The sequence below is a fragment of the Cellulomonas sp. P4_H4 genome (assembly GCF_056400865.1).
This window is the reverse complement of record NZ_JBFUKL010000009.1, coordinates 56,643-80,087: the sequence shown is the minus strand read 5'-3', so window position 1 is coordinate 80,087 and position 23,445 is coordinate 56,643. Positions and strand designations below refer to the sequence as shown.

Below are 23,445 nucleotides of genomic sequence, written 5' to 3'. Positions count from 1 at the left end.
GGTCAGCGTCGGATCGGGTTGCTCGCCCACGCCCGACTGTCGGAGATCGGGCCTAGCGTGCAGAGATGACCGTCGTGGAGATTCCGCTGCAGGGCAAGTTCGACCTCGCGCAGAGCATCGGCTTCGGGTTCGGCGGTCGCGACGCGGGCAGCGGCGACGTCATGCGGCTCGCGTTCTGCCTGGACGGGTATGCCGAGCAGGTCGCCGCGGCGGTCCGCCAGCCGTCGCCGGACGTCCTGCGGGTCGAGGTCCTGGGTGAGGCGGAGCCGCAGCGCGTCGCCGACCACGTGGCGCGGGTGCTCTCCGTCGACCTGGACGCGACGGGGTACGACGAGCTCGGTGCGCGCGACCTCGTCGTCGGCGCGGCCCAGGCGAAGCGCCCGGGCCTGCGTCCGCCGCTGTTCTACTCCGCCTACGAGGCGCTGCTCTGGTCCGTGCTGTCGGCGCGCCGCCCGCAGCGGCAGATGGCGATCGTGCGCGAGCAGCTCGGCAGGTCGCACGGCCGGACGTTCACGGTCGACGGCGTCGAGCTGGCCGCGCTGCCGCTGCCGTCGCAGCTGCTCGCCCTGCGCGACGTCTCGCAGATCCCCGAGATCAAGCTGCACCGCATGCACGCGATCGCCCGGGCCGCCCTGGACGGGGAGCTCGACACCGCGACGCTGCGCGCCCAGGACCCGGACCGCACCCGCGAGCAGCTGCAGGAGCTCGAGGGGATCGGTCCGTTCTACTCCGAGCTCGTGCTTGTCCGGGCGCTCGGACACACCGACGTGCTCCCGGTCAACGAGCCCATGGTCCGGGGCGCGGTCGCGGCCGCCCTCGGCGAGGCCGAGCCGCTCGCACCCGACCGGCTGGCGCTGGTCGCGGAGGCGTGGCGCCCGTGGCGCACCTGGGTCGGGGTGGCGCTGCGCGCGACGGCGGACATGTAGGAGCGCGGCCCCCGACGCTCACGGTCGTCAGGACGGCCGGTCGGTGACCACCGCGTCCGACGTCGGTGAGTAGCCCAGCCGTGCTCGCTCCGACGACACGACCGCGCGGGCCAGCTGGGCCTCGGTCACGTCGACGGCGCGGACCGTGGCCGCGGCGACGCTCGACTCGCGCACGAACTGGTCGAACACCGTGCGCTTGCCGGCCAGGATCTCGGTGATGCGCTCGTCGACCCCGCCCACCGCGAGCAGCCGGTGCGCCCGGACGGTGCGCACCTGACCCATGCGGTGCAGCCGCGCGAACGCCTGGGCCTCGGCGGAGGGGGTCAGCTGCGGTTCGCAGAGGACCGCCACGCTCGCCGCCTGCAGGTTCAGCCCGACCCCGCCGACGGTCACCTGCGCGACCAGGACGGCACCGGCGCCGGCGACCGAGAAGGCGTCGATGATCGCCTGGCGCTCGTCTGGCGGGACGTCACCGGTCAGCGGGCCGAAGACCTGTCGGCCGACGGTCGCGTCGCGCACGGCCGACCCGTCGGTGTCCGCCGGCCGAGCGCCCAACGCCGAGACCACGGCATCGATCACGTCGCGGAAGTAGGAGAACACGACGGTGCGGCGCCCGTTGAGCGCGGCGTCGTCGACGATCTCGAGGAGCCGTTCGAGCTTGGTCGAGTCCGGTCCGACGAACGCCGCGCGTCGCATGCCCATGAAGCTGCCGTCCCGCACCGCGGCGCGGTAGGCGACCGAACCCGCCCGGGACAGCTCCTCCCACTCGTCGACGACCACGAGCTCGGGCAGCTCGACCAGGACGTCCTCGGCGTTGCGGCGCAGGTAGACCGGCGACACCGACTGCCGGAACACGTCAGCATTCACGAGGCCGAGGTGGCGCGGCAGCATCCCTTCCAGCTCGGGCTGGAGCTGCCGGACGAGCGACAGGAAGTCCTCGAGCTCGTTGTCCAGAGGCGTACCCGTGAGGAACGCGACGCGACGCACCTGCGACGTCCACTGCGCGACGAGCGTCGACCGGAGCGCGGTCGGGTGCTTCACGTAGTGCGCCTCGTCGACCACGAGGAGCCCCACCGGGGACACCGGGACGTGGGCGAGGCCCTCGTACGTCGTCACCCCGACGCCGCCCGTGCTCAGCCACGCCTCGATCGCGTCGTCACGGTCCTGGCCGTGCAGCCGGTGCGGGACGAGCGTGCTGTGCGCGGAGACCTCCCGCATCCAGTTGACCAGCACGCTCGCGGGGCACACGACGAGGAACCTGTGCTGGCCCTCGGCGACGAGCGACGACATGACGGCGAGCGCCTGGACGGTCTTGCCCAGACCCATCTCGTCGCCGAGCAGCGCGCGGCCCTGACGGAGCATGAAGCGCGCGCCGAACGCCTGGTACCCGCGCAGCTCCACGCGCAGGGCCCGCGTGTCGAGCTGCTGCGCGGCCACCAGGTCGGCCAGCTCGGTGGCCAGCAGCCCCCGTGCTGCGAGCGTCTGGTCCCCGACCGGGACGATCGACTCGAGCGTCGAGTAGTAGACGGGGCTGTGTTGCTCGAAGTCGCTCCAGAGCACGGCGGCCGGCGGTTCTGGCTCCCGGCACTGGCCGACGAGGCTCTCGACGAAGACCGGCGGGCCGTCGAGCCGCGCATCCCACCCGGCGAGCGCCGCGAGTGCTGCCTGGGTGCGGATCTTGGTCCGCCTGCGAGACAGGGCGAGGCGGATCGGGTGGGTGGCCCGGCGTGCGTCGGGCAGCTGGTCCCGCACCGAGGACGTGTACTCGGTGAGGCGTCTGCGGTGCGGCTCGACCAGAGGGCGCAGACGGTGGAGCCGGTGCAGCAGCCGGAGGAGCTCGGCGTCCGACGACGCGTCGCGGCGGCCGGTGCGGTCCGGCTCGATACGGACGGACGTGCTGGCCCGGATCGTGTCGGCGAGCTGAGCGACCGCGGCGACGACGGTCCGGGCAGTCTGCGGGCCGACGCCCGGGGCGGCGTCGAGCTGCTCCGGGGTGCGGCCGAAGAGGTCCGCGGCCGTGACGTACCCGGCGTCGGCCAGGGCACGCAGGCGCAGGTTCTTCTCCGTCAGCTCACCGAGCCGTTCGACCCCGATCCGCGTGAGCTCCTGGCGGACCTGGACCTCGCGGCGCTCGGCGACCAGCGCGGTCGTCGCGGCGATCGCGTCGTCGACGGCGGCAAGAACGGCGGATGCGTCGGCCGCGAGTGCGGCGTGCCGCGCGACGAGGGCGCCCGGCCCCGGCACGGGCTCGCGCAGAGCGTCGCTCACGGCGCCGCCGGGAAGGCTCGTCGCGACGTCAGCACCACGACCAGCCCGGCCGCGACGATCGCCGCGCCGAGGTATGGCAGCCACTCGAGCCCGGGACCGGCGAGCACGAGCGCACCGAGCGCGGCGCCGCCACCGATCCCGATGTTGGCGGTGCTGTTCACGAGCGCGCCGATGACGTCGGGCGAGGCGCCCCGGGTCCGGATCGCCGCCGTCTGGAACACCGAGGCGACTGCGCCGAAGCCGGCGGACCAGACGGCAGCGGCGACGAGCACACCGGCGAGCGAGGGAAACAGCAGGCCGAGCGCGAGCAGGCCGAGCGCGACCGAGGTCAGGACGAGGATCGTGCTCCGACGCGGCCGCTTGTCGAGGGCAGCGACGGAGTAGGCGGTGCCGACGAGGCCGAGCGCGCCCAGGCCGAGCAGCACCGGGCCGACCGCGACCTCGCCGAGCCCGGCCGCGAGCAGCAGGACCGCGACGTACGTGTAGACGGTGTACTGGCCGAGGTAGGTCAGCGAGTTCGTCGTGGCGACGAGCGCGAGCCTGGCGCGGTTGGTGCTGCGCGCCTCGTCGGCGACCGGTGCTCCTCCCCCGGCGACGGCCGGCAGGAAGAGAGCGACCAGGACGACCGCGACCGCGCACGCGCCGCCCAGCACCGCGAACGCCGCTCGCCACCCGACCGCCGCGCCGAGCGTGGTGGACAGCGGCACCCCGAGCACGAACCCCGCGGACGCGCCTGCGGTGACCAGGGCGAGCGCGCGCCCCGTGAACTGCTGGCTGACCAGGCGGGACGCGTAGCCGATGGCCACGGAGAAGAAGATCGCGTGCGCGACCCCGCCGAGCGCCCGGGCTCCCGCGACGACCCCGAAGGACGGGGCGATCGCGACGAGCGCGTTGCTGGCCGTGTAGGCGACCAGCGTGCCGAGCAGGAGTCCCTTGCGCGGCAGCCGCCGCGTGGCGAGGACCAGGGGGACGGCGAGCGCGGCGACCATGAACGCGTAGACGGTGACCAGGAGGCCGGCGATCGACTCGGTGACCTCGAGGTCGTCGCTCATCTGCGGGAGCAGACCGACAGGCACGAGCTCGGTGGTGATCGCGACGAAGGTGGCCAGCCCCAGCGCGACGATGCCGCCGGTGGCCTCGCGGACGGTCCCGGGCTGCCAGTGGACGGCGCTGGGCTGCTCGCGCTCGGTGTCCCTGGTCACGACCGCATGCTCGCACGCCCTGGTGACACCGGACCGGCGAGCGGTCCAGGACGGGAGATCCCGCGCGCGGGGCCGGAATCCTTGTATCTTGCGATCGTTCGTCCCGTCCTCGTCCAGCTCTCGCGAAGGAGCGCGCCCGATGGCTTCGCCTCTGGGCCTCGCGCCCGCCACCCGAACTCTGCTGACCCTCGCCGCCTTCGTCGTCACGCTGGCGGGCCTGCACGCGGCGGGCGGCTTCCTCGCGCCGATCATCCTGGCCGTGGTGCTGGTCATCATCTGCCACCCGATCCGGATCCCGCTCGAGCGTCGCGGCTGGAAGCCGTGGATGGCCACGACCGCGGTGATCGTGTCGGTGTACCTGATCCTGGCGATCCTCGTGGCGATGCTCGTCTTCGCCGGCATCCGGTTCGCGAACCTCGTGCAGGACTACGCCGACGAGATCCAGTCGTCCGTCGGGGACCTGACCACCTGGCTCGCCTCGATCGGCGTCGACCAGGACACCGCGAGCTCCATCACGAGCGAGATCAACCCGTCGCAGGTCATCGGTGCCGCGAGCTCGGTCGCCACCACGGTGCTCAGCATCGCCGGCTCGTTCTTCTTCGTCCTGGCGTACGTGATCTTCATGGGTGTCGACGCCGCACGCTACGACCGCGGGCGCCCGGCGTTCTTGCCCACGAAGTCGGACGTCCTGGAGCGCGCGACGATCTTCAACCGGGGCGTACGCAGCTACTTCGTGGTGAGTGCGACGTTCGGTGGCATCGTCGCGGTCATCGACGGGCTCGCGCTCTTCTGGCTCGGCATCCCCGCCGCCGCGGTGTGGGCGATCCTCGCGTTCGTCACCAACTTCATCCCGAACATCGGCTTCGTCATCGGCCTCATCCCGCCGCTGATCCTGGGCTTCGTGACCGGCGGGTGGCAGCTGGCGCTCGCGGTGCTGGTCATCTACTGCCTCGTGAACGTGACGCTCCAGGTGATGGTGCAGCCGCGGTTCGTCTCCGACGCGGTGAACATCACGCTCACGCTGAGCTTCGTCTCGGTCGTCTTCTGGACGTTCATCATCGGCCCGCTGGGCGCGATCCTGGCCGTCCCGATGACGCTGCTGACCCGGGCGCTCCTGCTGCAGAAGAACTCGTCGAACGCGTTCTTCTTCTGGCTGTCGGGCGAGACCGGACCCAAGGAGCCGGTCTCGCCCGACGACGCCGTGCCCGACGAGCCGCAGCTCGAGGCTCGCCCGGACGAGCGCCCGCCGACGCCCGCCGAGGCGACCGCCTGACCGTCCTCAGCGCGTGAGGAACGCCTCGATCCGGTCCAGCGCCCCGACCCAGGCCATCGACGCGAAGAAGTCGCGGACCTCGACCGACGGGAACCCGCTCTGCACGACGGTCATGAGCGTGCCGGCGTCGACGGCCTCGAACGTGATGTCGATCTGCGTCGTCATGGTCATGCCGTCGGGGCTGCTCCCGGACGACTCCGTGACGAGCCGGCCGGCGCGGTCGCCCTGGGGCGGCTCGATCAGGCGGAACGTCTGGGTCTCCCGGAAGAGCGTGTCGCGGTCCGGACCCCAGACGGCGGTCTGCGTTCCACCGACGCGCAGGTCGACCTCGATCTCGACGATGCCGGGCGTCTCGTCGAGGATCGAGAACCAGATCTTCTGCTTCTCGGCGTCGGTGTAGGCGTCGAAGACCGCCTCGGGCGTCGCGGGGAGCACGCGCGTCAGGCGCAGCTCGATGGTTCCTTCGTCTGTGGCAGAGCTGGTGGTCACTGGTCCGTCCCTCTCTCGAGTGTGAAGTAGGCGTCCAGGCCGTCGAGACGACGCTCCCAGAGCCGCTGGTAGAAGGTGATCCATGCCATGGCGTCGTCCAGTCGTTCGGCGCCCAGGCGGCACTGCCGGGACCGGCCGACCTTCTCAGTGCTCACCAGCCCGGCGTCCTCGAGGACCTGCACGTGCTTCTTCATGCCGGTCAGGCTCATCTGGTGCGGCTCGGCCAGCTCCCCGATCGTCGCTGGTCCCTGTCCGAGGCGGACCAGGATGTCGCGGCGGGTCGAGTCGGCGAGCGCCGAGTAGAGCCGGTCGAGAACCTCTTGCTGAACCATACGGTTCACCATACGACACTGAACCAGAAGGTGCAACAACAACCTCGTGCCCATCCTGGCCGCGTCCGACATCATGGAGTGATGTCCTCCTTCTTCCCGCCGTTCGAGTCGCCGACCGAGCCCGAGGACGCCGACGACGTCGAGGTGCTCGAGCCCGTGTGGGCCGGCCAGCCGCGCGACCTGCTGCCGGGGACCCTCCACCTCACCGTCGAGCTCGGCCGGTCTGCGAGCACCGTGGTTCGCCTCGAGGACGTCCGCGTGTTCCCTCAGGGCGTCGTCTTCCGGATCGACGTACGGATCCGGCACACGTCGATGCGCGAACGCACGCGCGTCCTCGGCCAGCTGGACGTGACGCACGGGCGGGGGATGCTGCACCTGGGCCTGCCGCAGGGCGGGCTGCGCTGGGGCTTCGAGTACGCCGACGGGCAGCGCGTCACCACGCTGGACCGCTCGCCGTGGACGCAGGTCCCGGTCGAGGCGGACCCGATGGACTGGACCCCCGCCGGGCTCGTCATGGATGGCGCGAGCCAGAGCATGCACTACGGCGAGCGGTGGTCCCGTGACGTCTGGCTGTGGCCGCTGCCGCCGCCGGGCGACCTGCGTGCCGTGTGCGCGTGGCCGGAGCGCGACATCCCGGAGACCAGCACGATCCTCGACGCCACGGCCATCCGCGCGGCCGCCGACGAGGCGCGAGCGCTCTGGCCCTGACGTCAGAACGTCGCGACGAGCACCGCGAGCTGGTCGGGCGTCATCGTCAGGCCCATCGCGCGCAGGACGTCGTCGAGCGCGTCGTCGGTGACCGTGGCCTTCGAGACGACGCCCGCGGGCGACTCGACCACGAGCTCGCGCCCTGTGAGCATGTGCGTCAGCGACTCGTCCTTGCGCTGGACGACGAGCTGCGGCGTGAACCGGGACGACGGAGACGTCGAGGTGACCCAGTTCGCGGCCGCGACGTCCACCAGGAACGTGTCCTCCGACGGCACCGTGTAGTGCGTGAACCAGCGTCGCGACCGCAGCTCGTGCAGCTGCCAGCTGCCGTCGTCGAGCAGGACGGTGCGGAACGTCCAGCCGCCCTGCACGACCACGTTGCCGGCGATCAGCGGCACGGGGAGCAGGAGCCCCGAGCCGTAGCCGGTGTCGGCCAGGTGCCAGACGTCGTCGACGAGCACGAAGAGGACGAGGTGCGAGCGGGGTCGGGGCGTCACCGACGGGTCGCCGATCCGGGCGAGCCGCCGGTGGACGGTCCAGCCGAGGCGCTCCAGCGCCGCGCCCAGGAGCAGCGCCTGCTCGTAGCAGTACCCGCCGCGGCCGCCCAGGACGAGCTTGCGCTGGATGTCGGGCAGGTCGACGCTGACGCCCACCCCGAGCAGGACGTCGAGGTTCTCGAACGGGATGGCGGCGAGGTGGGATCGGTGGACGTCGGCCAGAGACGCGCCGGCAGCGCGTCCGACGCGGGCGAGGTAGGCGTCGAGGTCGAGCCGGTCGACGCCCCACTGGTCGGTCACAGGGCCTCGCGCGGGACGACGAGGACGGGCACGGGCGAGCAGCGCACGATCTTGGTCGCGCGGGTGCCGAGGAACACGCGCCGGAGCGTACCGCTGGTCGACGAGCCGAGGACCAGCAGCTCGTTGGGCATCCAGTCGGTCGAGGTGAGCGCCTCGGACCAGCTCGTCCCGGCGGAGATGACGAACGTCGCGTCGTCGAGCAGGCCGCCCATCGACGCACGCAGGGCGGCCTGCGCCTCGACCACCTGCTCCCGCCATTGCGCGTTGACCTCGGCTTCGATGTCGGTGCCGATCTCGGGCGGGTACATGGTGTGCGCCCGCACGCCGAACGACGCGATCCGCAGCCGCACGTCGATCTCCCGGGTCAGGGCAGCCGCCCAGCGGACCGCGGGCGCCTGTTCCGACGCGCCTCCGTACGAGCAGGTCAGCCGGTGCGCGGAGTCACCGGCCGCGCCTCCGGCGGACGCGTAGCCGCGCGGTGCGATCGCGAGCGGGACCGGCGAGGAGTGCAGCAGGTGGTCGGCGGTGGACCCGACCACGACGCGTCCGTCCGCACCGCCCTCGGTGGCGGAGCCCAGGACCAGCGCGGTCGCCTCGCGTTCGTGTGCGAGCCCGGCCAGAGCCCGAGAGGTCGAGCGGTTCTGCAGCCGCACGAGCTCGACCGTGACGTCGTCGGCTCGCGGCCCGAGGAACGCGAGCGCGGCCGCCTCGGCGCGGCTCGTGCGCTCGTCGAGCCACGCCTCCATGTCACCGTCGGACGTCGCCGCCGCCGAGGCCTGCCAGCCGGGCGGCACGACGGTCGCGACGACGAGCTCGAGCGAGCGGGTGGCCTCCGGGAGGGTGCGGACCAGGGACATGCCGAGGTCGATCGCGGCATGGGTGTCCCTGAACGGGTTGGCGCCGACGACGATGGTCATCGGCCGACCTCGTCGACCTCGTCGACCCCCGCGTCCTCGGGGATGCCGAGTGCGAGGTGCGAGTGCCGCCGGCCCCAGAGGAGGTAGAAGCCCAGCACCACGGCGAGCCACACCAGGAACCACGCGTACGTGTACCAGTGCAGGCCGGACAGGATGTACAGGCACGCGGCGATGGCCAGGAACGGCGTGACGGGGTAGCCCGGGACCTTGAACCCGCGCGGCAGGTCGGGACGGGTACGGCGCAGGATGAGCACGCCGAGCGACACGACGATGAACGCGACGAGCGTGCCGATCGAGACCAGGTCCCACAGGTAGTCGAGCGGGATGAACGCCGAGAGCAGCCCGACGACGAGCGCCACGATCAGGGTGTTGTTGACCGGCGTGTGCGTGCGTGGGTTGACCTTCGCGAACGCCTTCGGCAGCAGCCCGTCACGGCCGATCGCGAACAGGATGCGCGTCTGGCCGTACATCGTCACGAGCGTCACCGAGAAGATCGAGACGACCGCGCCGGCCGACAGGATCGTGCCCGGCCAGGATGCGCCGACCACGTCCTGCAGGATCTTGGCCAGCCCGGCCTCGCCCTGCTCCGCGTCCGAGAACGCCTCCCACGGTTGCGTCCCGAGGGCGGAGACCGCGACGAGGACGTAGATCGTCGTGACGATGCCGAGTGCGCCGAGGATGGCCCGCGGCATGGTCCGCTGCGGGTCACGCACCTCGTCGCCGGCCGTGGAGACCGCGTCCAGGCCGATGAACGTGAAGAAGATCGTGCCGGCCGCCGCGGTGATGCCCGAGACGCCCATGGGGGCGAAGTCGGCGAAGTTGTCGGCGTCGAACCCGGTGAACGCGATGGCGACGAACACCAGCAGCACCGCGAGCTTGATCACGACCATCGTCGCGTTGACCTTGGCGGACTCGGAGGCTCCGCGGACGAGCAGCAGCGCGCAGCAGCCGATGAGGAAAACGGCCGGCAGGTTGATGAACCCGGGGTCGGCGTCCCAGGGCGCCGCGGACAGCGCGTGAGGCACCTCGAACCCGAAGAGGTTGTGCAGCAGCTGGTTGAGGTACCCGCTCCACCCGACCGCGACGGCGGCCGTCGAGACCCCGTACTCGAGCAGCAGGCAGGCCGCGACCCCCATCGCGACGAGCTCGCCGAGCGTCGCGTACGCATAGGAGTAGGTCGACCCCGAGACCGGGACCGCCGACGCCATCTCGGCGTACGACAGGGCCGAGAGGCCGGCCGCGATGCCTGCGAGGACGAACGAGATGATCACCGCCGGACCGGCGTCGGGAACCGCCTCGTGCATCACGAAGAACACGCCGGTGCCGACCGTCGCGCCGACGCCGAACATCATGAGCGTGAACGTGCCGAGCGACCGTTCCAGGCCTTCGCTCGACTTCACCGTGTACGCGGTGATCGGCTTCTTCCGCCAGAGCTGACTCCGCAGAGAGGTCGCCGGTGCGCTCATGGGCAGGAGCCTCTCGGTGGGAGGGCCTCGACCGCAGGCCGTCACGCCACGGTAGAAGCCGCGCTCGGCGGCGGCAACACCGGGACCGCGGAGGGCGTCGCGTCGAAGCCTCCGAACATTCACGCGGATGCCGGCGACGAGATGCACGAAAGCGCGTACGCGGGACCACGGCCGTCGCTACTGTCGCGGCATGCACACACTCTTCTCGGACGTGGCCGTCACCACGACGTCGGCGTCCTCGGTCAACCCGGGGCTCCTCTTCGTGATCTGGCTGATCGCCTACGCGATCGCCGTCATCCCGATCTGGGTCATCTTCACGAAGGCGGGCGAGGCCGGCTGGCAGGCGCTGATCCCGATCTGGAACACGCTCGTCATGCTCAAGATCGCCGGCAAGCCGATGTGGTGGATCCTCCTGTTCCTCATCCCGGTCGTGAACCTCGTGTTCCTGATCCTCATGCTGCACGGGCTGTCCGTGTCGTTCGGGCACGGCGCAGGGTTCACCGTCGGCCTGGTCTTCCTGAGCCTGATCTTCTACTACATCCTCGCGTTCGACTCGAGCCGCTACCAGGGCCCCGGCGGCGTCGGCGTCGCGCCCGTGGGCTACGCGACCGCCTGACCTCGTTCGTCCGGGCGGCCGCATCCCTGTCGGGGGTGCGGCCGCCTCGTCGTGGCCTAGGGTGAGCCGTTCCGTCTCGAGAGGACGTCGTGGCACAGCTGTCGTACGAGGTCGTGGTGAGGACCCTGCGCACCGCGGGATGCGTGTTCGCGGAGGACGAGGCGGTCCTCCTGATCGAGACGGCGCGTTCCCCCGAGGAGCTCGCGTCGATGCTCGCGCGTCGGGTCGCGGGCGAGCCGCTCGAGGTCGTCGTCGGGTGGGCCTCGTTCTGCGGCCTGCAGATCGAGATCGACGCCGGCGTGTTCGTGCCGAGGCTGCGCACCGAGTTCCTGGTCGACGAGTCCGCCCGGCTCGTGGAGCTGGTGCGGCTCGTCCTCCCGTCCGGTGAGCCCGTGGTCATCGTCGACCTGTGCTGCGGGTCCGGCGCGCTCGGCGTCGCGCTCGCGGAGACGCTGCACCTGCCGGTCGAGCTGTACGCCACCGACATCGAGCCGCGGGCCGTCGCGTGCGCGCGCCGGAACGTCGACGTCGTCGGCGGCACCGTGCTCGAGGGCGACCTCGACGCGCCGTTGCCCGACCACCTGCTCGGACGCGTCGAGGTCATGCTGGCCAACGTGCCCTACGTCCCGAGCGAGGCGATCGCCCGCATGCCGGTCGAGGCCCGCGAGCACGAGCCCCGCGTGACGCTCGACGGAGGACTCGACGGGCTCGACGTCCTGCGCCGTGTCGCCGCGCTCGCGCCCCGGTGGCTGGTCCCCGGTGGGCACCTGCTCGTCGAGACCAGCGAGGCGCAGGCCGCCGACGCCTGTGCCGTCTTCGAGGCCGCCGGGCTCTCCGCCCGGGTGGCCGTCGACCCCGATCGCGAGGCGACGGCGATCGTCGGGACCCTGCTGCGCGAGTAGGGCGTCCTGACGCCCGTCTAGGCCGTCGTCGCGTTCTCCAGCCAGTTCGGGTTCGACATGAACGCGAGGACGTTGCCGAAGGGGTCCGTGACCGAGGCCGTGACGAAGCCCCCGCCGCGCTCGCGGATCTCGTCGTGCACCGCGGCACCCTGGTCGAGGGCGCGCTGGTAGGTCGCCGCGACGTCGTCGACGTGCCAGTAGGGGATCGCGCCGGCCGGTCCGCCCTGCGCCGGGGCGTACCGGCGGTCGACGATGCCGAGCTCGTCGTGGTGGTCGCCGAGCCGGAACTCGATGTAGCCGTCGCGGACGAAGTAGGGCTCGAGGCCCAGGAAGTCGGCGTACCAGGTGCGGGCCGCACCGAGGTCGTCGGTGAAGAAGGAGACGTTGGCCAGGCCGCGCAGGGTGCTCTTCGTTGTGTTCATGGCACCCACTCTTCCGGTCAAAGTGCTCATCTTCTGACTACGTTTCCGACTATCTTCGTGGTCGTGAGAGCGGACCGGCTGGTGGCGACGCTCCTGCTCATGCAGGCGCGCGGGCGGGTGACGGCAGCCGAGGTGGCGTCGTCGCTCGAGGTGTCTGTCGCGACTGCGCGCCGTGACCTCGAGGCGCTCTCGTCGGCCGGGATCCCGGTGTGCCCGCAGCCCGGTCGCGGGGGCGGCTGGTCGCTGGTCGGTGGCGCGCGCACCGACCTCACCGGTCTGACGTCGTCGGAGGCGCAGGCGCTGTTCCTCCTCGTCGGCCCGACGTCAGGACGCTCTCCCGCGGCGGTGTCGGCGCTGCGCAAGCTCGTCCGCGCGCTTCCGGAGACCTTCCGGGCCGAGGCCGAGGCGGCCGCGCGTGCCGTGGTCGTCGACCGGAGCGGGTGGGGCGCGACGGCACCGGCCTCCGACGCGCTCGTCGACGAGCTCCAGGTGGCCGTCGTGCGGCGGCGGCGGGTGTCGATGGTCTACCGGTCCTCTCCCGAGCCGCGGGCCGTGGACCCGTGGGCGCTCGTCGACAAGGACGGCACCTGGTACCTGATCGCCGGCACGGCAGGCGGCCGACGAACGTTCCGGGTGGACCGGATGGTGTCCGTCGACGTCCTCGACGCGGTGTTCCGCCGGCCCGACGCGCTCGACGTCGAGGAGGTGTGGGCGTCGGTCGTCGGTGAGCTGGAGGAGCGCCGGTCGAGGGTGTCGGCGGAGGTGCTCGCGCCTGCGCGGCTCGTGCCGGTGCTGCAGCGGCAGTTCGGCCGGCACTGCGCGGTCGTGGGACCGGCCGACGACGGACGCGTGCGGCTCACCGTCGCCGCGCACATGGCGCGATCGGTCGCCGAGCAGCTCGCCGGTCACGGATCGTCGGTCGAGGTGGTCTCGCCGGGCGAGGTCCTGGTCGAGCTGGGCCGGATCGGGCGCGAGCTGACCGAGGCCTACGGGTTGTCGGTGGCCGCCGATAACGTCCAGTGATGGTCACCACCGAGGGAACGTTCGAGGTCAGCGGGTTCACCGGCGTGCCGATCGCGGTGCCCGATCCGGTGCAGACCGCGCTCGGCGTCGGAGTCGCCACGATGGAGAAGCGGTACTCCGGCGCGGTCGAGGGACGCTCGAACACGCTGTTCACGTCGGCGTTCGATCCCGAGCGGGGCATCGGCACCTACGTGGCGCTGGAGTCGTTCGAGGGGTCGCTCGACGGGCGGACCGGCACGTTCAACTTCGCGCACGTGGCGTCGACCAGCGGCTCCGACCGGTCCGGCGAGTTCTTCACCATCGTGGCCGGGAGCGGCACCGGCGAGCTGGCCGGGATCGCGGGCGGCGGGGCACTCGTCGTCGACGCCGACGGCACGCACCGGATGCGCTTCGACTACACGCTCGGCTGAGGCGCTCCGGTCGGGATCGCGCGGACCGAGTTGTTGCGGGCGTCGTGCGTGAGCTCGACCAGGCCGAGCGACTCGAGCAGCGGCGGCAGGTACATGCCGAACCGTCCGCGGTAGCCCTTGCGCAGCCCGTACCAACCACCCACCGGGTTGGACTCGTCGCGGCCCCAGGCCTCGACGGTCCCGGCGCTCGCGGGCTTTGTCTCGTCGGCCGCGCCGAGCGGCACCCAGTCGCCCTGGGCGAGGAGCCAGGCGTACAGGTCGTCGATCGCGCTCAGGTGGTACCGCAGGGTGGTGGTCCCGACCTGGCAGACGAGCGCGGGCGGGTCGGCCGTGTCGTCCCGGTACATCGCGTACGCGGACGAGCCAGGTGCCGTGGTGAGCTGCCACGGGTCGTCGTGGGTTCCGGTACCGACCATGGGGATCTCCTTCGATCGCGATCGTCCGCAGGGGCAACCCCTCAGGGCCGTCGCCACCACTATCCGCCGTCCGACGCTGCGCACCGAACGATCCGGCGCGCAGGTTCGCACGCCACCGTACGCGGCGGCCGCGACACCAGGTGAGACGCCCGAGATCGTCGATCCGTCGCGGTCTCCGGCATCTGACGGGGCCCGTGGTCCGGGCGTTGCTACGTCCGCCGACAAACTCGTCGGCACCCGGTGTCGAAGATGCACCGGGGCCGTTCGACGTAGTGGTGAAGGCCCGCCCGGCACTAGCGTCGGGACGGCATCCACAACGAAGGAGTTCGTCATGAAGGTCCTGGTCATGATCAAGGGTGACGGCGCCGACGAGGGCAAGATCGCGCCGAACGACGAGATGTTCGCGGTCATGAACGCGTACAACGAGCAGCTGGTGAGCGCCGGGATCATGCTCGGCGGCGAGGGGCTCAAGCCGAGCTCGGCCGGAGCGAAGGTCGTGTTCGCGGCCGAGGGCGGGACGTCGGTGGTCGACGGGCCGTTCACGGAGGCGAAGGAGATCATCGCCGGCTACTGGATCTGGCAGGTCACGTCGCTCGACGAGGCCACCGAGTGGGCCAAGCGGTGCCCGTCGACGCCGGGCGTGCGGTCCGTGCTGGAGATCCGGCCGTTCTTCGAGATGGAGGACTTCGAGCAGGTCCTCTCGCCGGAGACGATCGCCACCCAGCAGGACCTCGTGGAGCGCAACCAGGCGAAGCTGGACGCCTGACGGGGGCGAGCGGGCGGGTAGGGCGATGAGCGACCCTCGGCGCACCGTCGAGGTCGTCTGGCGGATCGAGTCGCCACGGCTGATCGCCTCGCTCACCCGCCTGGTCCGGGACGTCGGCCTGGCCGAGGAGCTCGCACAGGACGCGTTCGTCGCGGCCCTCGAGCAGTGGCCCACGGACGGCGTCCCGGACAAGCCCGGTGCCTGGCTGATGACGACGGCCAGGCGTCGGGCGATCGACGTCATCCGACGTGAGCAGAACCGCGACGTCAAGTACGCGGTGCTGGCGCAGGGGTTGTCCGACGAACCGCCCGCCGACGGGATCATCGAGGACCCCGTCGGCGACGACCTGCTCTCGCTCGTGTTCCTGACCTGCCACCCGGTGCTGCCCCGCGACGCGCGGATCGCACTCACGCTGCGGCTGTTCGGCGGGCTGACCACGGACGAGATCGCCCGCGCGTACCTGACACCGAGCGCGACGATCGGCCAGCGGATCTCCCGCGCCAAGCGCACGCTCGCCGAGGCGCACGTCCCGTTCGAGGTGCCGCAGGCCGACGAGATGCCGGCGCGACTGGGCTCCGTGCTCGAGGTGATCTACCTGGTCTTCACCGAGGGGTATGCGGCGACCTCCGGCGACGACTGGGTCCGTCGGGACCTGGCGGACGAGGCGACCCGCCTGGGCCGGGTCCTCGCCGGCCTGCTGCCGCGCGAGTCTGAGGTGCACGGCCTGGTCGCCCTCATGGAGCTGCAGGCGTCCCGGTTCGACGCCCGCGGCGCGGGCACGCTGCTGCAGGACCAGGACCGCCGCTTCTGGGACAAAGCACTGATCGAGCACGGGCTCAAGGCGCTGGACACGTCGATCGCGTTGGGGCGCCCGCTCGGTCCGTACACCGTGCAGGCGGCGATCGCGGCCTGCCACAGCCGCGCGCCGAGCTTCGAGGCGACCGACTGGGAGGCAGTCGTCGCGCTCTACGACGCGCTCGCGCAGCTGACCCCGAGCCCGGTCGTCGAGCTCAACCGCGCCGTCGCCGTCCTGCACGCCGACGGCCCGCAGGCCGCCCTCGAGGCGCTCGACGCGATCGCCGGCGACCCGCGCATGGCCCGCTACCACCTGCTCGGCGCGGTCCGGGCGGAGGTGCTGACGCAGCTCGGGCGTCCCGACGAGGCCGCGGCCGAGCTGGAACGCGCGGCCGACCTGGCCCCGACGCAGCGTGAACGGAACCTGCTCCTCGAACGAGCGGCCGCGACCGTCACGGACTGAGCGTGTCGGAGCGTGGAGATACGGTCCGTCGGGACGCGGATCTCCGTGGACGGCGGGAGGCCCGCCGGGTGAGGGTGGGGGCATGAGCGACGCCGGGGCCGCGACCGAGCCCACGACAGAGCCGGTGAACGATCCGGTCGTCGTGGACCCCGAGCCCGGCTGGCGCCGCGACGTCACCCTCTTCTTGAGCGGTCAGACGATCTCGCTGTTCGGGTCGATGCTCGTGCAGTACGCGGTCATGTGGCACCTGACGCTCGAGACCAAGTCCGGCGGCGTGATGGCCCTGTACGCGGTGTTCGGGTTCCTGCCGCAGGCCGTGCTCTCGATCTTCGGTGGCGTCTGGGCCGACCGCCTCAACCGCAAGCTCCTGATCATCGCGGCGGACGGCACGATCGCCCTGGTCACCCTCGCGCTGGCGCTGCTCATGAGCGCGGGTGCCGACGACCTGCTGTTCATCTTCGTCGCGATCGCCGTCCGCTCGGCGGGAGCCGGGATCCAGATGCCCGCGGTCGCGGCGCTGATCCCGCAGATCGTCCCGACCGACAAGCTCATGCGCGTCAACGGCATCAACGGCACCATCCAGTCGGCCATGATGCTCGTCGCCCCGGCCGCGGCCGCCGCGGTCTACGCGAGCATGTCGATCGTCGCCGTGTTCTACATCGACGTGGTCACCGCGGTCCTGGGCATCGGCCTGCTCCTCCTGGTGAAGGTCAGGCCGCTGGTCCGGGAGCACACCGAGAAGCTCGGCTACCTCGACGACCTGCGCGGCGGCGTGCGGTACATGCTCACGCACCCGTTCGTGCGGTGGATCCTCGTGCTCTACGCGGTCGTGTTCGTGCTCATCGTCGCGCCGTCGTTCCTGACGCCGCTGATGATCGCTCGGACGTTCGGCGAGGAGGTCTGGAAGCTGACCGCCAACGAGCTCGCGTTCAGCATCGGCATGGTGATCGGCGGTGCGCTCATCGCGACGTTCGCGACGAGGTGGAACCGGGTCGCGCTCATCCTCGGGTCGACAGTCGTGTTCGGCATCCTCTCGATCGGCCTCGGACTGTCCACCAACCTGTGGGTCTTCTTTTCCTTCATGTTCGTGCTCGGGCTGTCGGTCCCCGCCTTCTCGACGCCGAGCTACACGGTGCTGCAGGAGACCGTCGAGCCGGAGATGCAGGGTCGCGTCTTCGGTTTCGTCGGGATCGTCATGGCGCTCGCGATGCCGTTCGGCATGGCGGTGTTCGGGCCTCTTGCCGACCAGTTCAGCGTCGAGTCGCTGCTCGTGGTCGCGGGCCTCATGCTCCTGGCCGTCGTCGCGATCGCACTGGCAGTCCCGGCCGGGCGTCGTTTATTGCGGGCGGCCGATGCACACGCCGCTCTCTGACCCACGCACCGGATGACCGAGGGTGCCCGATGCCCGACGATGGGGGCATGAGCTTCACCCTGGAGGGCCGCCACGTGCGGCTCGAGCACCTGACCCTCGACCACGTGGACGGACTCGCGGCCGCGGCCGCTGGCGAGCGGGGAAGCTTCGGGTACACCTGGGTGCCCGACGGCCGCGACGAGGCCGAGAGGTACGTCCGAGGAGCTCTCGAGCAGCCCCGAGCGGTGCCCTTCGCCGTCCGCCGGCTGGCCGACGACACCCTCGTCGGGAGCACGCGGTTCCTCGACCTCGAGGTGTTCGAGACTCCGACGCCGTGGCCGCCGGGCGTCGCGGTCGGGAGCGCACCCGACGACGAGCACCCGCCGTCCGTCGCCGAGATCGGGAGCACCTGGTACTCGGCGAGCGCCCAGCGGACCCCGGTGAACACGGAGACGAAGCTGCTGCTGCTCACGCACGCGTTCGAGACGTGGCGCGTGCTGCGCGTGACCCTCAAGACCGACGCGCGGAACTGGGCGTCGCGCAACGCGATCGAGCGGATCGGAGGCCGGTTCGAGGGTGTTCGCCGCGCGCACACGATGGCGACCGACGGAACGGTGCGCGACTCGGCGTACTTCTCGATCGTCGCGGCGGAGTGGTTCGCGGTGCGCGCGGGGCTCACGAACCGGCTCCGCTGACGCCTCTCGTCAGGGCGTCGCGACGAGACTCCAGGAACTCCCGTTCCGCGTCGTTCTCCGTCAGCGCCGACGCACGCTCGTACTCCGCCGCGGCCTCCTCGGAGCGGTCCAGGCGCCGCAGGAAGTCCGCACGCACCGAGTGGAAGAGCGCGAAGTGCTGCAGGGGCAGCCCGTCCACCAGGGCGAGGCCGGCGGCGGGTCCGTCGACCTCCGCGACCGCGACCGCCCGGTTCAACGCGACCACCGGAGTCGGCGTGACGGCGAGAAGCTGGTCGTAGAGGGCCACCACCTGCCACCACTGCGTGAGCGAGGCGGTCGGGGCGGACGCGTGCACCGCCTGGATCGCGGCCTGGAGCTGGTACGGACCGGGCTGGTTGCGGCGCAGCGACTCACGGACCAGGGCGAGGCCCTCGTCGAGCATCGCGCGGTCCCACAGCGTGCGGTCCTGGTCGGCCAGCAGGACCAGCCCCGAGTCGGAACGGGCCGGGCGGCGGGCGTCGACCAGGAGCATCAGCGCCAGCAGGCCGGCCGCCTCGGGCTCGTCGGGCATGAGCTCGACCATCAGCCGGCCGAGCCGGATCGCGTCGGCACACAGGTCCTCGCGCATCACGGCCGGGCCGCTCGACGCCTGGTGGCCCTCGGTGAAGACGAGGTAGACGACCGCGAGCACGCTGCGCAGCCGGTCGGGGAGGTCCGGGTCCGCCGGGACCCGGTAGGGGATCCGCGCGTCGCGGATCTTGCCCTTGGCCCGCACGAGGCGCTGCTGCATGGTCGGCACCGGCACCAGGAACGCGTGCGCGATCTGCTCGGTGGTCAGGCCGCCGACCATCCGCAGCGTGAGCGCGACCTGCGCCTCGGGCGCGAGCGCGGGGTGGCAGCACGTGAACACGAGCCGGAGCTGGTCGTCCCGCACCGGCCCCACCTCCACGTGCTCCTGGGCGTACAGCAGTGCCGCCTCCGCGTGCCGGTCGTCGCGCGACGCCTCGCGTCGCAGCCGGTCGATGGCCTTGCGGCGCGCAGTCGTGATGATCCAGCCGGCCGGGCTCGGTGGCACACCCTCGCGCGGCCAGTGCTCGACGGCCGCGACGAAGGCGTCCTGGACGGCCTCCTCGGCGACGTCGAGCGAACGGAACGCCCGGGTCAGCACGGCGACCGCGCGGCCGTGCTCCGCGCGGAACACGGCCGCGATCTCGTCGTCCGAGATCCCGCTCGGTGACCCCGAGGGGGTTGTCAACGGAACGGCCGGACCTCGATCGGCAACGTCGTGGCCAGCGCCAGCTGCGATCCCCACGACATGGCCTCGTCGAGGTCAGGGACGTCGACGATGGTGAAGCCGCCGAGGTGCTCCTTGCCCTCGACGTACGGGCCGTCCGTCGTGAGCACCTCGCCGTCCTTCGCGCGCAGCACGGTCGCGGTGCTCGGGTTGTGCAGGCCGCCCGCGTACACCCACACGCCGGCCTCCCGCATGGCGTCGTCCACGGCACCGACGGCCCGCATGATCGGCTCGAGGAACTCGGGGTCGGGCATCGGGCCGTCGGGCTCGATCACGCTCAGCAGGTAGTGGGTCATGGCGTCCTCCTCGTGTTCGTCGCCGGCCCTCGGCCAGCGTCTCACTGCCTGTACGAACGGAGAACAGGCCGATCGACAGCGGATGGCGCCGTGGACGCTCGCGTCTGTTGCGTTGTCGGTGGTGGCTGGAATGGTGGTCTGTCGGAACGACGACGGACAGACAGGAGCCCAGCATGTTTGACCACCCGCTCACCGCCCGCGTCCTGGGCCCCGTCCTCGTGCCCGGCGACGACGGCTTCGCCGACGAGGTCCTCGCGTACAACCGGGCCGTCGTCCACCGGCCGGACCTCGTGGTCGGTGCGACGAGCACGCAGGACGTGGTCGAGGCGGTCCGGTGGGCCGCGATGCAGCGCCTGCCGCTGAGCGTTCAGGCCACGGGTCACGGCGCGCGACGGCCGGTGACCTCGGGCGTGATGGTCACGACGAGCCGGATCACCGGAGTCGCAGTCGACGCCGAGACGGCGGTCGCGACGATCGGCGCGGGTTCCGCCTGGACGGACGTCGTGACTGCGGCCGACCCTGAGGGGCTCACACCGGTGGGAGGAGCGTCGACGCACGTCGGGGTCGTCGGCTATCTGCTCGGTGGAGGCCTCGGGCCGCTCGCGCGCAGTCACGGGTTCAGCTCGGACCGGATCGAGTCGCTGACCGTGGTCACCGGGACCAGCGAGGTGGTCGAGGCCAGCGCCACCGAGGCCCCGGACCTGTTCTGGGCGTTGCAGGGCGGGTGGTCCGGGCTCGGCGTGGTCACGCAGGTGCGTCTCCACCTGGCGTCCGTGCCCGAGCTGTACGCAGGCTCGCTGATGTTCGACACGGAGGACATCCCCGCGGTGCTGCGCGGCTGGCTGGACTGGACGGCGCGCGCGGACGGCGTGACGACCACGAGCGCCGCGATCGTCCGGTTCCCCGCGCTCGAGATGGTCCCGCCACCGCTGCGCGGACGGACGCTGCTGTCCCTGCGGTTCGCGCGTCCGGGCGACGCGGAGTCCGGCGTGGAGGCCGCCGCACCCCTGCGGGAGCTTGCGCCCGTGATGGTCGACGACCTCGACGTCCTGCCCGCGGCGCAGGCCGAGCGGATCCACGGTGACCGGGTCGCGCCGGCACCGAGCTGGACGCGGGGGCTGATGCTCGCGACGTCCGACGACGACCTGTCGACCACTCTCCTCGAGCACGCAGGGCCCGGCCAGGACTTCCCGTTCCTCGCCGTCGAGCTGCGGCACGTCGCCGGCGCCACGGCACGCGACGTGCGTGGTGGGTCCGCCGTGGCGGGCCGTGGCGCTGCGTTCGTGCTCGGCGTGCTCGGCGTCGACCCGACGACGTTCGAGACCGAGCTGCCCGCGGCGGCCGAGTCGTTCTTCGCCGCTCTCGCGCCGTGGGCGGCCGACGAGATGAACCCGAACTTCGCGGGCCGGGGACAGGCACGCTGGAACGCGGCGACAGCCGACCGTCTGGGTGACGTCCGGCATACGTACGACCCTGCCGGGGTGTTCGCGCTCCCCTGAGCTGGGGAGGAAGCGTGAAGGCTCATCAATTCGCCGGACACGCTTCACCCGGCCGTGGCACGCTTCGCGAGGCTGTGCCGGTCCGTTCGGGGGCACGAGCGGGCAGGCCTGACATCACGAGAGGTTCGGATGACGTTCGCAGGGGGACCACGCAGGGTGGCGCGGGGAGCCGCGGGGACGTTCGTCGTCTCCCTCGGGCTGGTGCTCGGACTGACGTCGTGCTCGGCGGACCCCCCGGGCCCGGACGAGGCCAGCAAGGAGCTCGCGGCCGCGCTCTCGTCGGGAACGTTCACCTCGGCGCCCCTGACGTCGACCGACGCGACCGCGGCAGCCGCCCAGTGGGCCGCTGCCTACGAAGGCCTGCAGCCGTGGACGCCCAAGGTCGAGCTCGCATCCAGCACGGTGGACGAGAAGGACGAGGACTCCGCCACGGCAACCCTGCGTTTCACGTGGGACCTGGACGACAGCGACGCCGACTGGACCTACGAGACGCACGCCAGGTTGACGCGCGCCGAGGACGACACGTGGCAGGCCGCCTGGGCGCCGACCATCCTGGCGCCCGACCTGAGCGAGGCCGAGAAGCTCGTCGTGAAGCGGGCCGCCGCGACGCGGGCCAACGTGCTCGGAGCCGGCGGCGCGCCGATCATCGAGCCGCGCGCGGTCAACCGCATCGGTCTCGACAAGACGCACGTCGTCGCGGCAGACCAGGATGCCTCGGCCCGCGCGCTCGCAGTGGCACTCGGCATGAACGCCGACGAGTACGCGGCGAAGGTCGCGGCGGCCGGGCCGAAGGCGTTCGTCGAGGCGATCGTGCTGCGCGACAACGACTCGTCCTACGACCGGGGGGTGATCGCGGCGATCCCGGGAGTCAGCGCGTTGTCCGACACCATCCCGCTCGCGCCGACCCGCTCCTTCGCCCGCCCGATCCTGGGGACGGTCGGTGACGCGACCGCGGAGATCGTCGAGAAGTCCGACGGTGCTGTCGCGGCCGGTGACCTCGCGGGGCTGTCGGGGCTCGAGCGGCAGTACGACGCCCAGCTGCGCGGCTTCCCCGGCTTGAGCATCGAGGCGGTCGGGGCCGACGGCGCTGCGGTGCGTGAGCTGTACGAGCAGGACCCGGTCGCGGGAACGCCGCTCCAGACGACGTTGGACGTCGACCTCCAGCAGGCGGCGGAGAACGTGCTCGTCGGCGTAGGACCCGCCAGCGCGATCGTGGCGATCCGGCCGTCGACCGGTGACGTCCTCGCGGCGGCGAGCGGTGCCGGCGGCGAGGGGATGTCGACCTCGACGCTCGGTCAGTTCGCCCCGGGGTCGACGTTCAAGGTGGCCAGCGCGCTCGCGCTCCTGCGATCCGGCCTCTCGCCCGACTCGCCGGTCACCTGCCCGGAGACCGTCACCGTCGACGGTCGCGAGTTCCAGAACTTCCCGGGCTACCCGGCTGACAAGCTCGGCGACGTCCCGCTGCGGACGGCCTTCGCCAACTCGTGCAACACCGCCTTCATCTCGGCGCGTGACTCGGCGTCGCAGGACGAGCTCATCGACGCGGCAGGCTCGCTCGGGCTCGACCCGGACGCGTCGCTCGGGTTCCCCGCGTTCCTCGGGGCGGTGCCGGGCGACTCGGACGGCACGGACCACGCGGCGTCGATGATCGGGCAGGGACGCGTGCTGGCGTCGCCGCTCGGCATGGCGACGGTCGCGGCGTCGGTGGCCAAGGGCTCGACCGTCGTGCCCCGCCTCGTCGTCGTCCCCGAGGGCACGCCCGCCCCCGAGCCGAGCGAGACCGACGAGCCGGCCCCGGACGCGTCAGAGTCCGCTCGCCCGCAGGTGCCGCTGACCGCGGAGGAGGCGGCGACCCTGAAGTCGCTCATGCGCAGCGTGGTCACCGAGGGCGGCGCGTCGTTCCTGCAGGACGTTCCGGGCGACGAGGTGGCTGCCAAGACGGGGACCGCGCAGTTCGGCGAGGGCGACGACCTGCAGAACCACGTATGGATGATCGCGGTGCAGGGTGACCTGGCCGTCGCCGTCTTCGTCGACGTCGGTGACTACGGATCGACCACCGCGGGCCCGCTCCTGAAGTCGTTCCTGGAGGCCGCGCAGCCGCAGGGCTGACACGTGAGTACACCCTCACGTGCCATGAGCC

At 71.9% G+C, this 23,445-nt stretch carries 24 protein-coding genes; 13 read left to right on the top strand and 11 right to left on the bottom strand.

Annotated elements, in window-relative coordinates:
• Window positions 1–65 precede the first annotated feature (65 nt).
• Complete coding sequence (locus AC1DPN_RS19295) at window positions 66–926, top strand: DNA-3-methyladenine glycosylase family protein (RefSeq protein ID WP_477086400.1); 861 nt, start codon at window positions 66–68, stop codon at window positions 924–926.
• 27 nt (window positions 927–953) lie between these two features.
• On the opposite strand, the gene AC1DPN_RS19290 is transcribed toward AC1DPN_RS19295, so the two are convergent.
• Window positions 954–3,194: a DEAD/DEAH box helicase gene (locus AC1DPN_RS19290; RefSeq protein WP_477086399.1), complete on the bottom strand. Its 2,241-nt coding sequence runs from the start codon at window positions 3,192–3,194 to the stop codon at window positions 954–956.
• Window positions 3,191–4,396: an MFS transporter gene (locus AC1DPN_RS19285; RefSeq protein ID WP_477086398.1), complete on the bottom strand. Its 1,206-nt coding sequence runs from the start codon at window positions 4,394–4,396 to the stop codon at window positions 3,191–3,193. The genes AC1DPN_RS19290 and AC1DPN_RS19285 overlap by 4 nt, the downstream gene beginning before the upstream one ends.
• A 139-nt stretch (window positions 4,397–4,535) precedes the next feature.
• Between AC1DPN_RS19285 and AC1DPN_RS19280 the strand changes: the two genes are divergently transcribed.
• On the top strand, window positions 4,536–5,669 hold the full coding sequence (locus AC1DPN_RS19280) for an AI-2E family transporter (protein ID WP_477086397.1): 1,134 nt from the start codon (window positions 4,536–4,538) through the stop codon (window positions 5,667–5,669).
• A gap of 6 nt (window positions 5,670–5,675) precedes the next feature.
• Here AC1DPN_RS19280 and AC1DPN_RS19275 read toward each other — a convergent pair whose 3' ends face one another.
• Entirely contained in the window at window positions 5,676–6,158 is a 483-nt protein-coding gene (locus AC1DPN_RS19275) for an SRPBCC family protein (RefSeq protein ID WP_477086396.1), read from the bottom strand.
• Window positions 6,155–6,490: an ArsR/SmtB family transcription factor gene (locus AC1DPN_RS19270; protein WP_477086395.1), complete on the bottom strand. Its 336-nt coding sequence runs from the start codon at window positions 6,488–6,490 to the stop codon at window positions 6,155–6,157. The genes AC1DPN_RS19275 and AC1DPN_RS19270 overlap by 4 nt, the downstream gene beginning before the upstream one ends.
• 81 nt (window positions 6,491–6,571) lie before the next feature.
• Between AC1DPN_RS19270 and AC1DPN_RS19265 the strand changes: the two genes are divergently transcribed.
• Window positions 6,572–7,198, top strand: a complete 627-nt coding sequence (locus tag AC1DPN_RS19265; protein ID WP_477086394.1) for a hypothetical protein — start codon at window positions 6,572–6,574, stop codon at window positions 7,196–7,198.
• A 2-nt stretch (window positions 7,199–7,200) separates the two neighbouring features.
• Here the strand turns inward: AC1DPN_RS19265 and AC1DPN_RS19260 are convergent, their stop codons facing one another.
• From AC1DPN_RS19260 to AC1DPN_RS19250, 3 genes are read right to left on the bottom strand one after another with little or no spacing between them, the layout of a single operon-like run.
• Window positions 7,201–7,995, bottom strand: coding sequence for an arylamine N-acetyltransferase family protein (locus AC1DPN_RS19260; RefSeq protein WP_477086393.1), 795 nt, complete (start codon window positions 7,993–7,995; stop codon window positions 7,201–7,203).
• Complete coding sequence (locus tag AC1DPN_RS19255) at window positions 7,992–8,912, bottom strand: universal stress protein (protein ID WP_477086392.1); 921 nt, start codon at window positions 8,910–8,912, stop codon at window positions 7,992–7,994. The genes AC1DPN_RS19260 and AC1DPN_RS19255 overlap by 4 nt, the downstream gene beginning before the upstream one ends.
• The gene (locus AC1DPN_RS19250; protein ID WP_477086391.1) at window positions 8,909–10,378 is read right to left on the bottom strand and encodes an APC family permease; all 1,470 of its coding nucleotides are present in this window, start codon (window positions 10,376–10,378) and stop codon (window positions 8,909–8,911) included. Before AC1DPN_RS19250 ends, AC1DPN_RS19255 begins: the two co-directional genes overlap by 4 nt.
• A gap of 190 nt (window positions 10,379–10,568) precedes the next feature.
• Here AC1DPN_RS19250 and AC1DPN_RS19245 point away from each other — a divergent pair, with 190 nt between their 5' ends.
• Both AC1DPN_RS19245 and AC1DPN_RS19240 read left to right on the top strand, forming a co-directional pair.
• Window positions 10,569–10,994 (top strand): DUF5684 domain-containing protein, encoded by a 426-nt coding sequence (locus tag AC1DPN_RS19245; RefSeq protein WP_477086390.1) that lies wholly within the window; start codon window positions 10,569–10,571, stop codon window positions 10,992–10,994.
• Between the two features lie 89 nt (window positions 10,995–11,083).
• The gene (locus AC1DPN_RS19240; RefSeq protein WP_477086389.1) at window positions 11,084–11,896 is read left to right on the top strand and encodes a putative protein N(5)-glutamine methyltransferase; all 813 of its coding nucleotides are present in this window, start codon (window positions 11,084–11,086) and stop codon (window positions 11,894–11,896) included.
• A gap of 17 nt (window positions 11,897–11,913) precedes the next feature.
• Here AC1DPN_RS19240 and AC1DPN_RS19235 read toward each other — a convergent pair whose 3' ends face one another.
• Window positions 11,914–12,318, bottom strand: a complete 405-nt coding sequence (locus AC1DPN_RS19235) for a VOC family protein (RefSeq protein WP_477086388.1) — start codon at window positions 12,316–12,318, stop codon at window positions 11,914–11,916.
• A gap of 63 nt (window positions 12,319–12,381) precedes the next feature.
• On the opposite strand from AC1DPN_RS19235, the gene AC1DPN_RS19230 reads away from it, so the two are divergent.
• Both AC1DPN_RS19230 and AC1DPN_RS19225 read left to right on the top strand, forming a co-directional pair.
• Window positions 12,382–13,341, top strand: a complete 960-nt coding sequence (locus AC1DPN_RS19230) for a helix-turn-helix transcriptional regulator (RefSeq protein WP_477086387.1) — start codon at window positions 12,382–12,384, stop codon at window positions 13,339–13,341.
• Window positions 13,341–13,751, top strand: a complete 411-nt coding sequence (locus AC1DPN_RS19225) for a DUF3224 domain-containing protein (RefSeq protein ID WP_477086386.1) — start codon at window positions 13,341–13,343, stop codon at window positions 13,749–13,751. The genes AC1DPN_RS19230 and AC1DPN_RS19225 overlap by 1 nt, the downstream gene beginning before the upstream one ends.
• Here AC1DPN_RS19225 and AC1DPN_RS19220 read toward each other — a convergent pair.
• Window positions 13,736–14,167, bottom strand: a complete 432-nt coding sequence (locus AC1DPN_RS19220) for a DUF6855 family protein (RefSeq protein WP_477086385.1) — start codon at window positions 14,165–14,167, stop codon at window positions 13,736–13,738. The two genes, AC1DPN_RS19225 and AC1DPN_RS19220, sit on opposite strands and share 16 nt — an antisense overlap.
• Before the next feature lie 331 nt (window positions 14,168–14,498).
• On the opposite strand from AC1DPN_RS19220, the gene AC1DPN_RS19215 reads away from it, so the two are divergent.
• The 4 genes from AC1DPN_RS19215 (at window position 14,499) to AC1DPN_RS19200 (ending at window position 18,237) form a co-directional block, all read left to right on the top strand.
• A complete protein-coding gene (locus AC1DPN_RS19215; protein ID WP_477086384.1) occupies window positions 14,499–14,933 on the top strand; it encodes a YciI family protein in 435 nt (144 codons plus the stop codon).
• A 25-nt stretch (window positions 14,934–14,958) separates the two neighbouring features.
• Complete coding sequence (locus AC1DPN_RS19210) at window positions 14,959–16,191, top strand: RNA polymerase sigma factor (protein ID WP_477086383.1); 1,233 nt, start codon at window positions 14,959–14,961, stop codon at window positions 16,189–16,191.
• 82 nt (window positions 16,192–16,273) lie between these two features.
• A complete protein-coding gene (locus tag AC1DPN_RS19205; protein WP_477086382.1) occupies window positions 16,274–17,563 on the top strand; it encodes an MFS transporter in 1,290 nt (429 codons plus the stop codon).
• Between the two features lie 47 nt (window positions 17,564–17,610).
• Window positions 17,611–18,237, top strand: coding sequence for a GNAT family N-acetyltransferase (locus tag AC1DPN_RS19200; protein ID WP_477086381.1), 627 nt, complete (start codon window positions 17,611–17,613; stop codon window positions 18,235–18,237).
• Here AC1DPN_RS19200 and AC1DPN_RS19195 read toward each other — a convergent pair.
• A complete protein-coding gene (locus tag AC1DPN_RS19195; protein WP_477086380.1) occupies window positions 18,218–19,471 on the bottom strand; it encodes an RNA polymerase sigma factor in 1,254 nt (417 codons plus the stop codon). The two genes, AC1DPN_RS19200 and AC1DPN_RS19195, sit on opposite strands and share 20 nt — an antisense overlap.
• Window positions 19,468–19,806: a YciI family protein gene (locus AC1DPN_RS19190; protein ID WP_477086379.1), complete on the bottom strand. Its 339-nt coding sequence runs from the start codon at window positions 19,804–19,806 to the stop codon at window positions 19,468–19,470. Before AC1DPN_RS19190 ends, AC1DPN_RS19195 begins: the two co-directional genes overlap by 4 nt.
• 173 nt (window positions 19,807–19,979) lie before the next feature.
• Here AC1DPN_RS19190 and AC1DPN_RS19185 point away from each other — a divergent pair, with 173 nt between their 5' ends.
• Together AC1DPN_RS19185 and AC1DPN_RS19180 are read left to right on the top strand one after the other, a co-directional pair.
• On the top strand, window positions 19,980–21,305 hold the full coding sequence (locus tag AC1DPN_RS19185; protein WP_477086378.1) for an FAD-binding oxidoreductase: 1,326 nt from the start codon (window positions 19,980–19,982) through the stop codon (window positions 21,303–21,305).
• 129 nt (window positions 21,306–21,434) lie between these two features.
• Window positions 21,435–23,414, top strand: coding sequence for a penicillin-binding transpeptidase domain-containing protein (locus tag AC1DPN_RS19180; RefSeq protein ID WP_477086377.1), 1,980 nt, complete (start codon window positions 21,435–21,437; stop codon window positions 23,412–23,414).
• Window positions 23,415–23,445 lie beyond the last annotated feature (31 nt).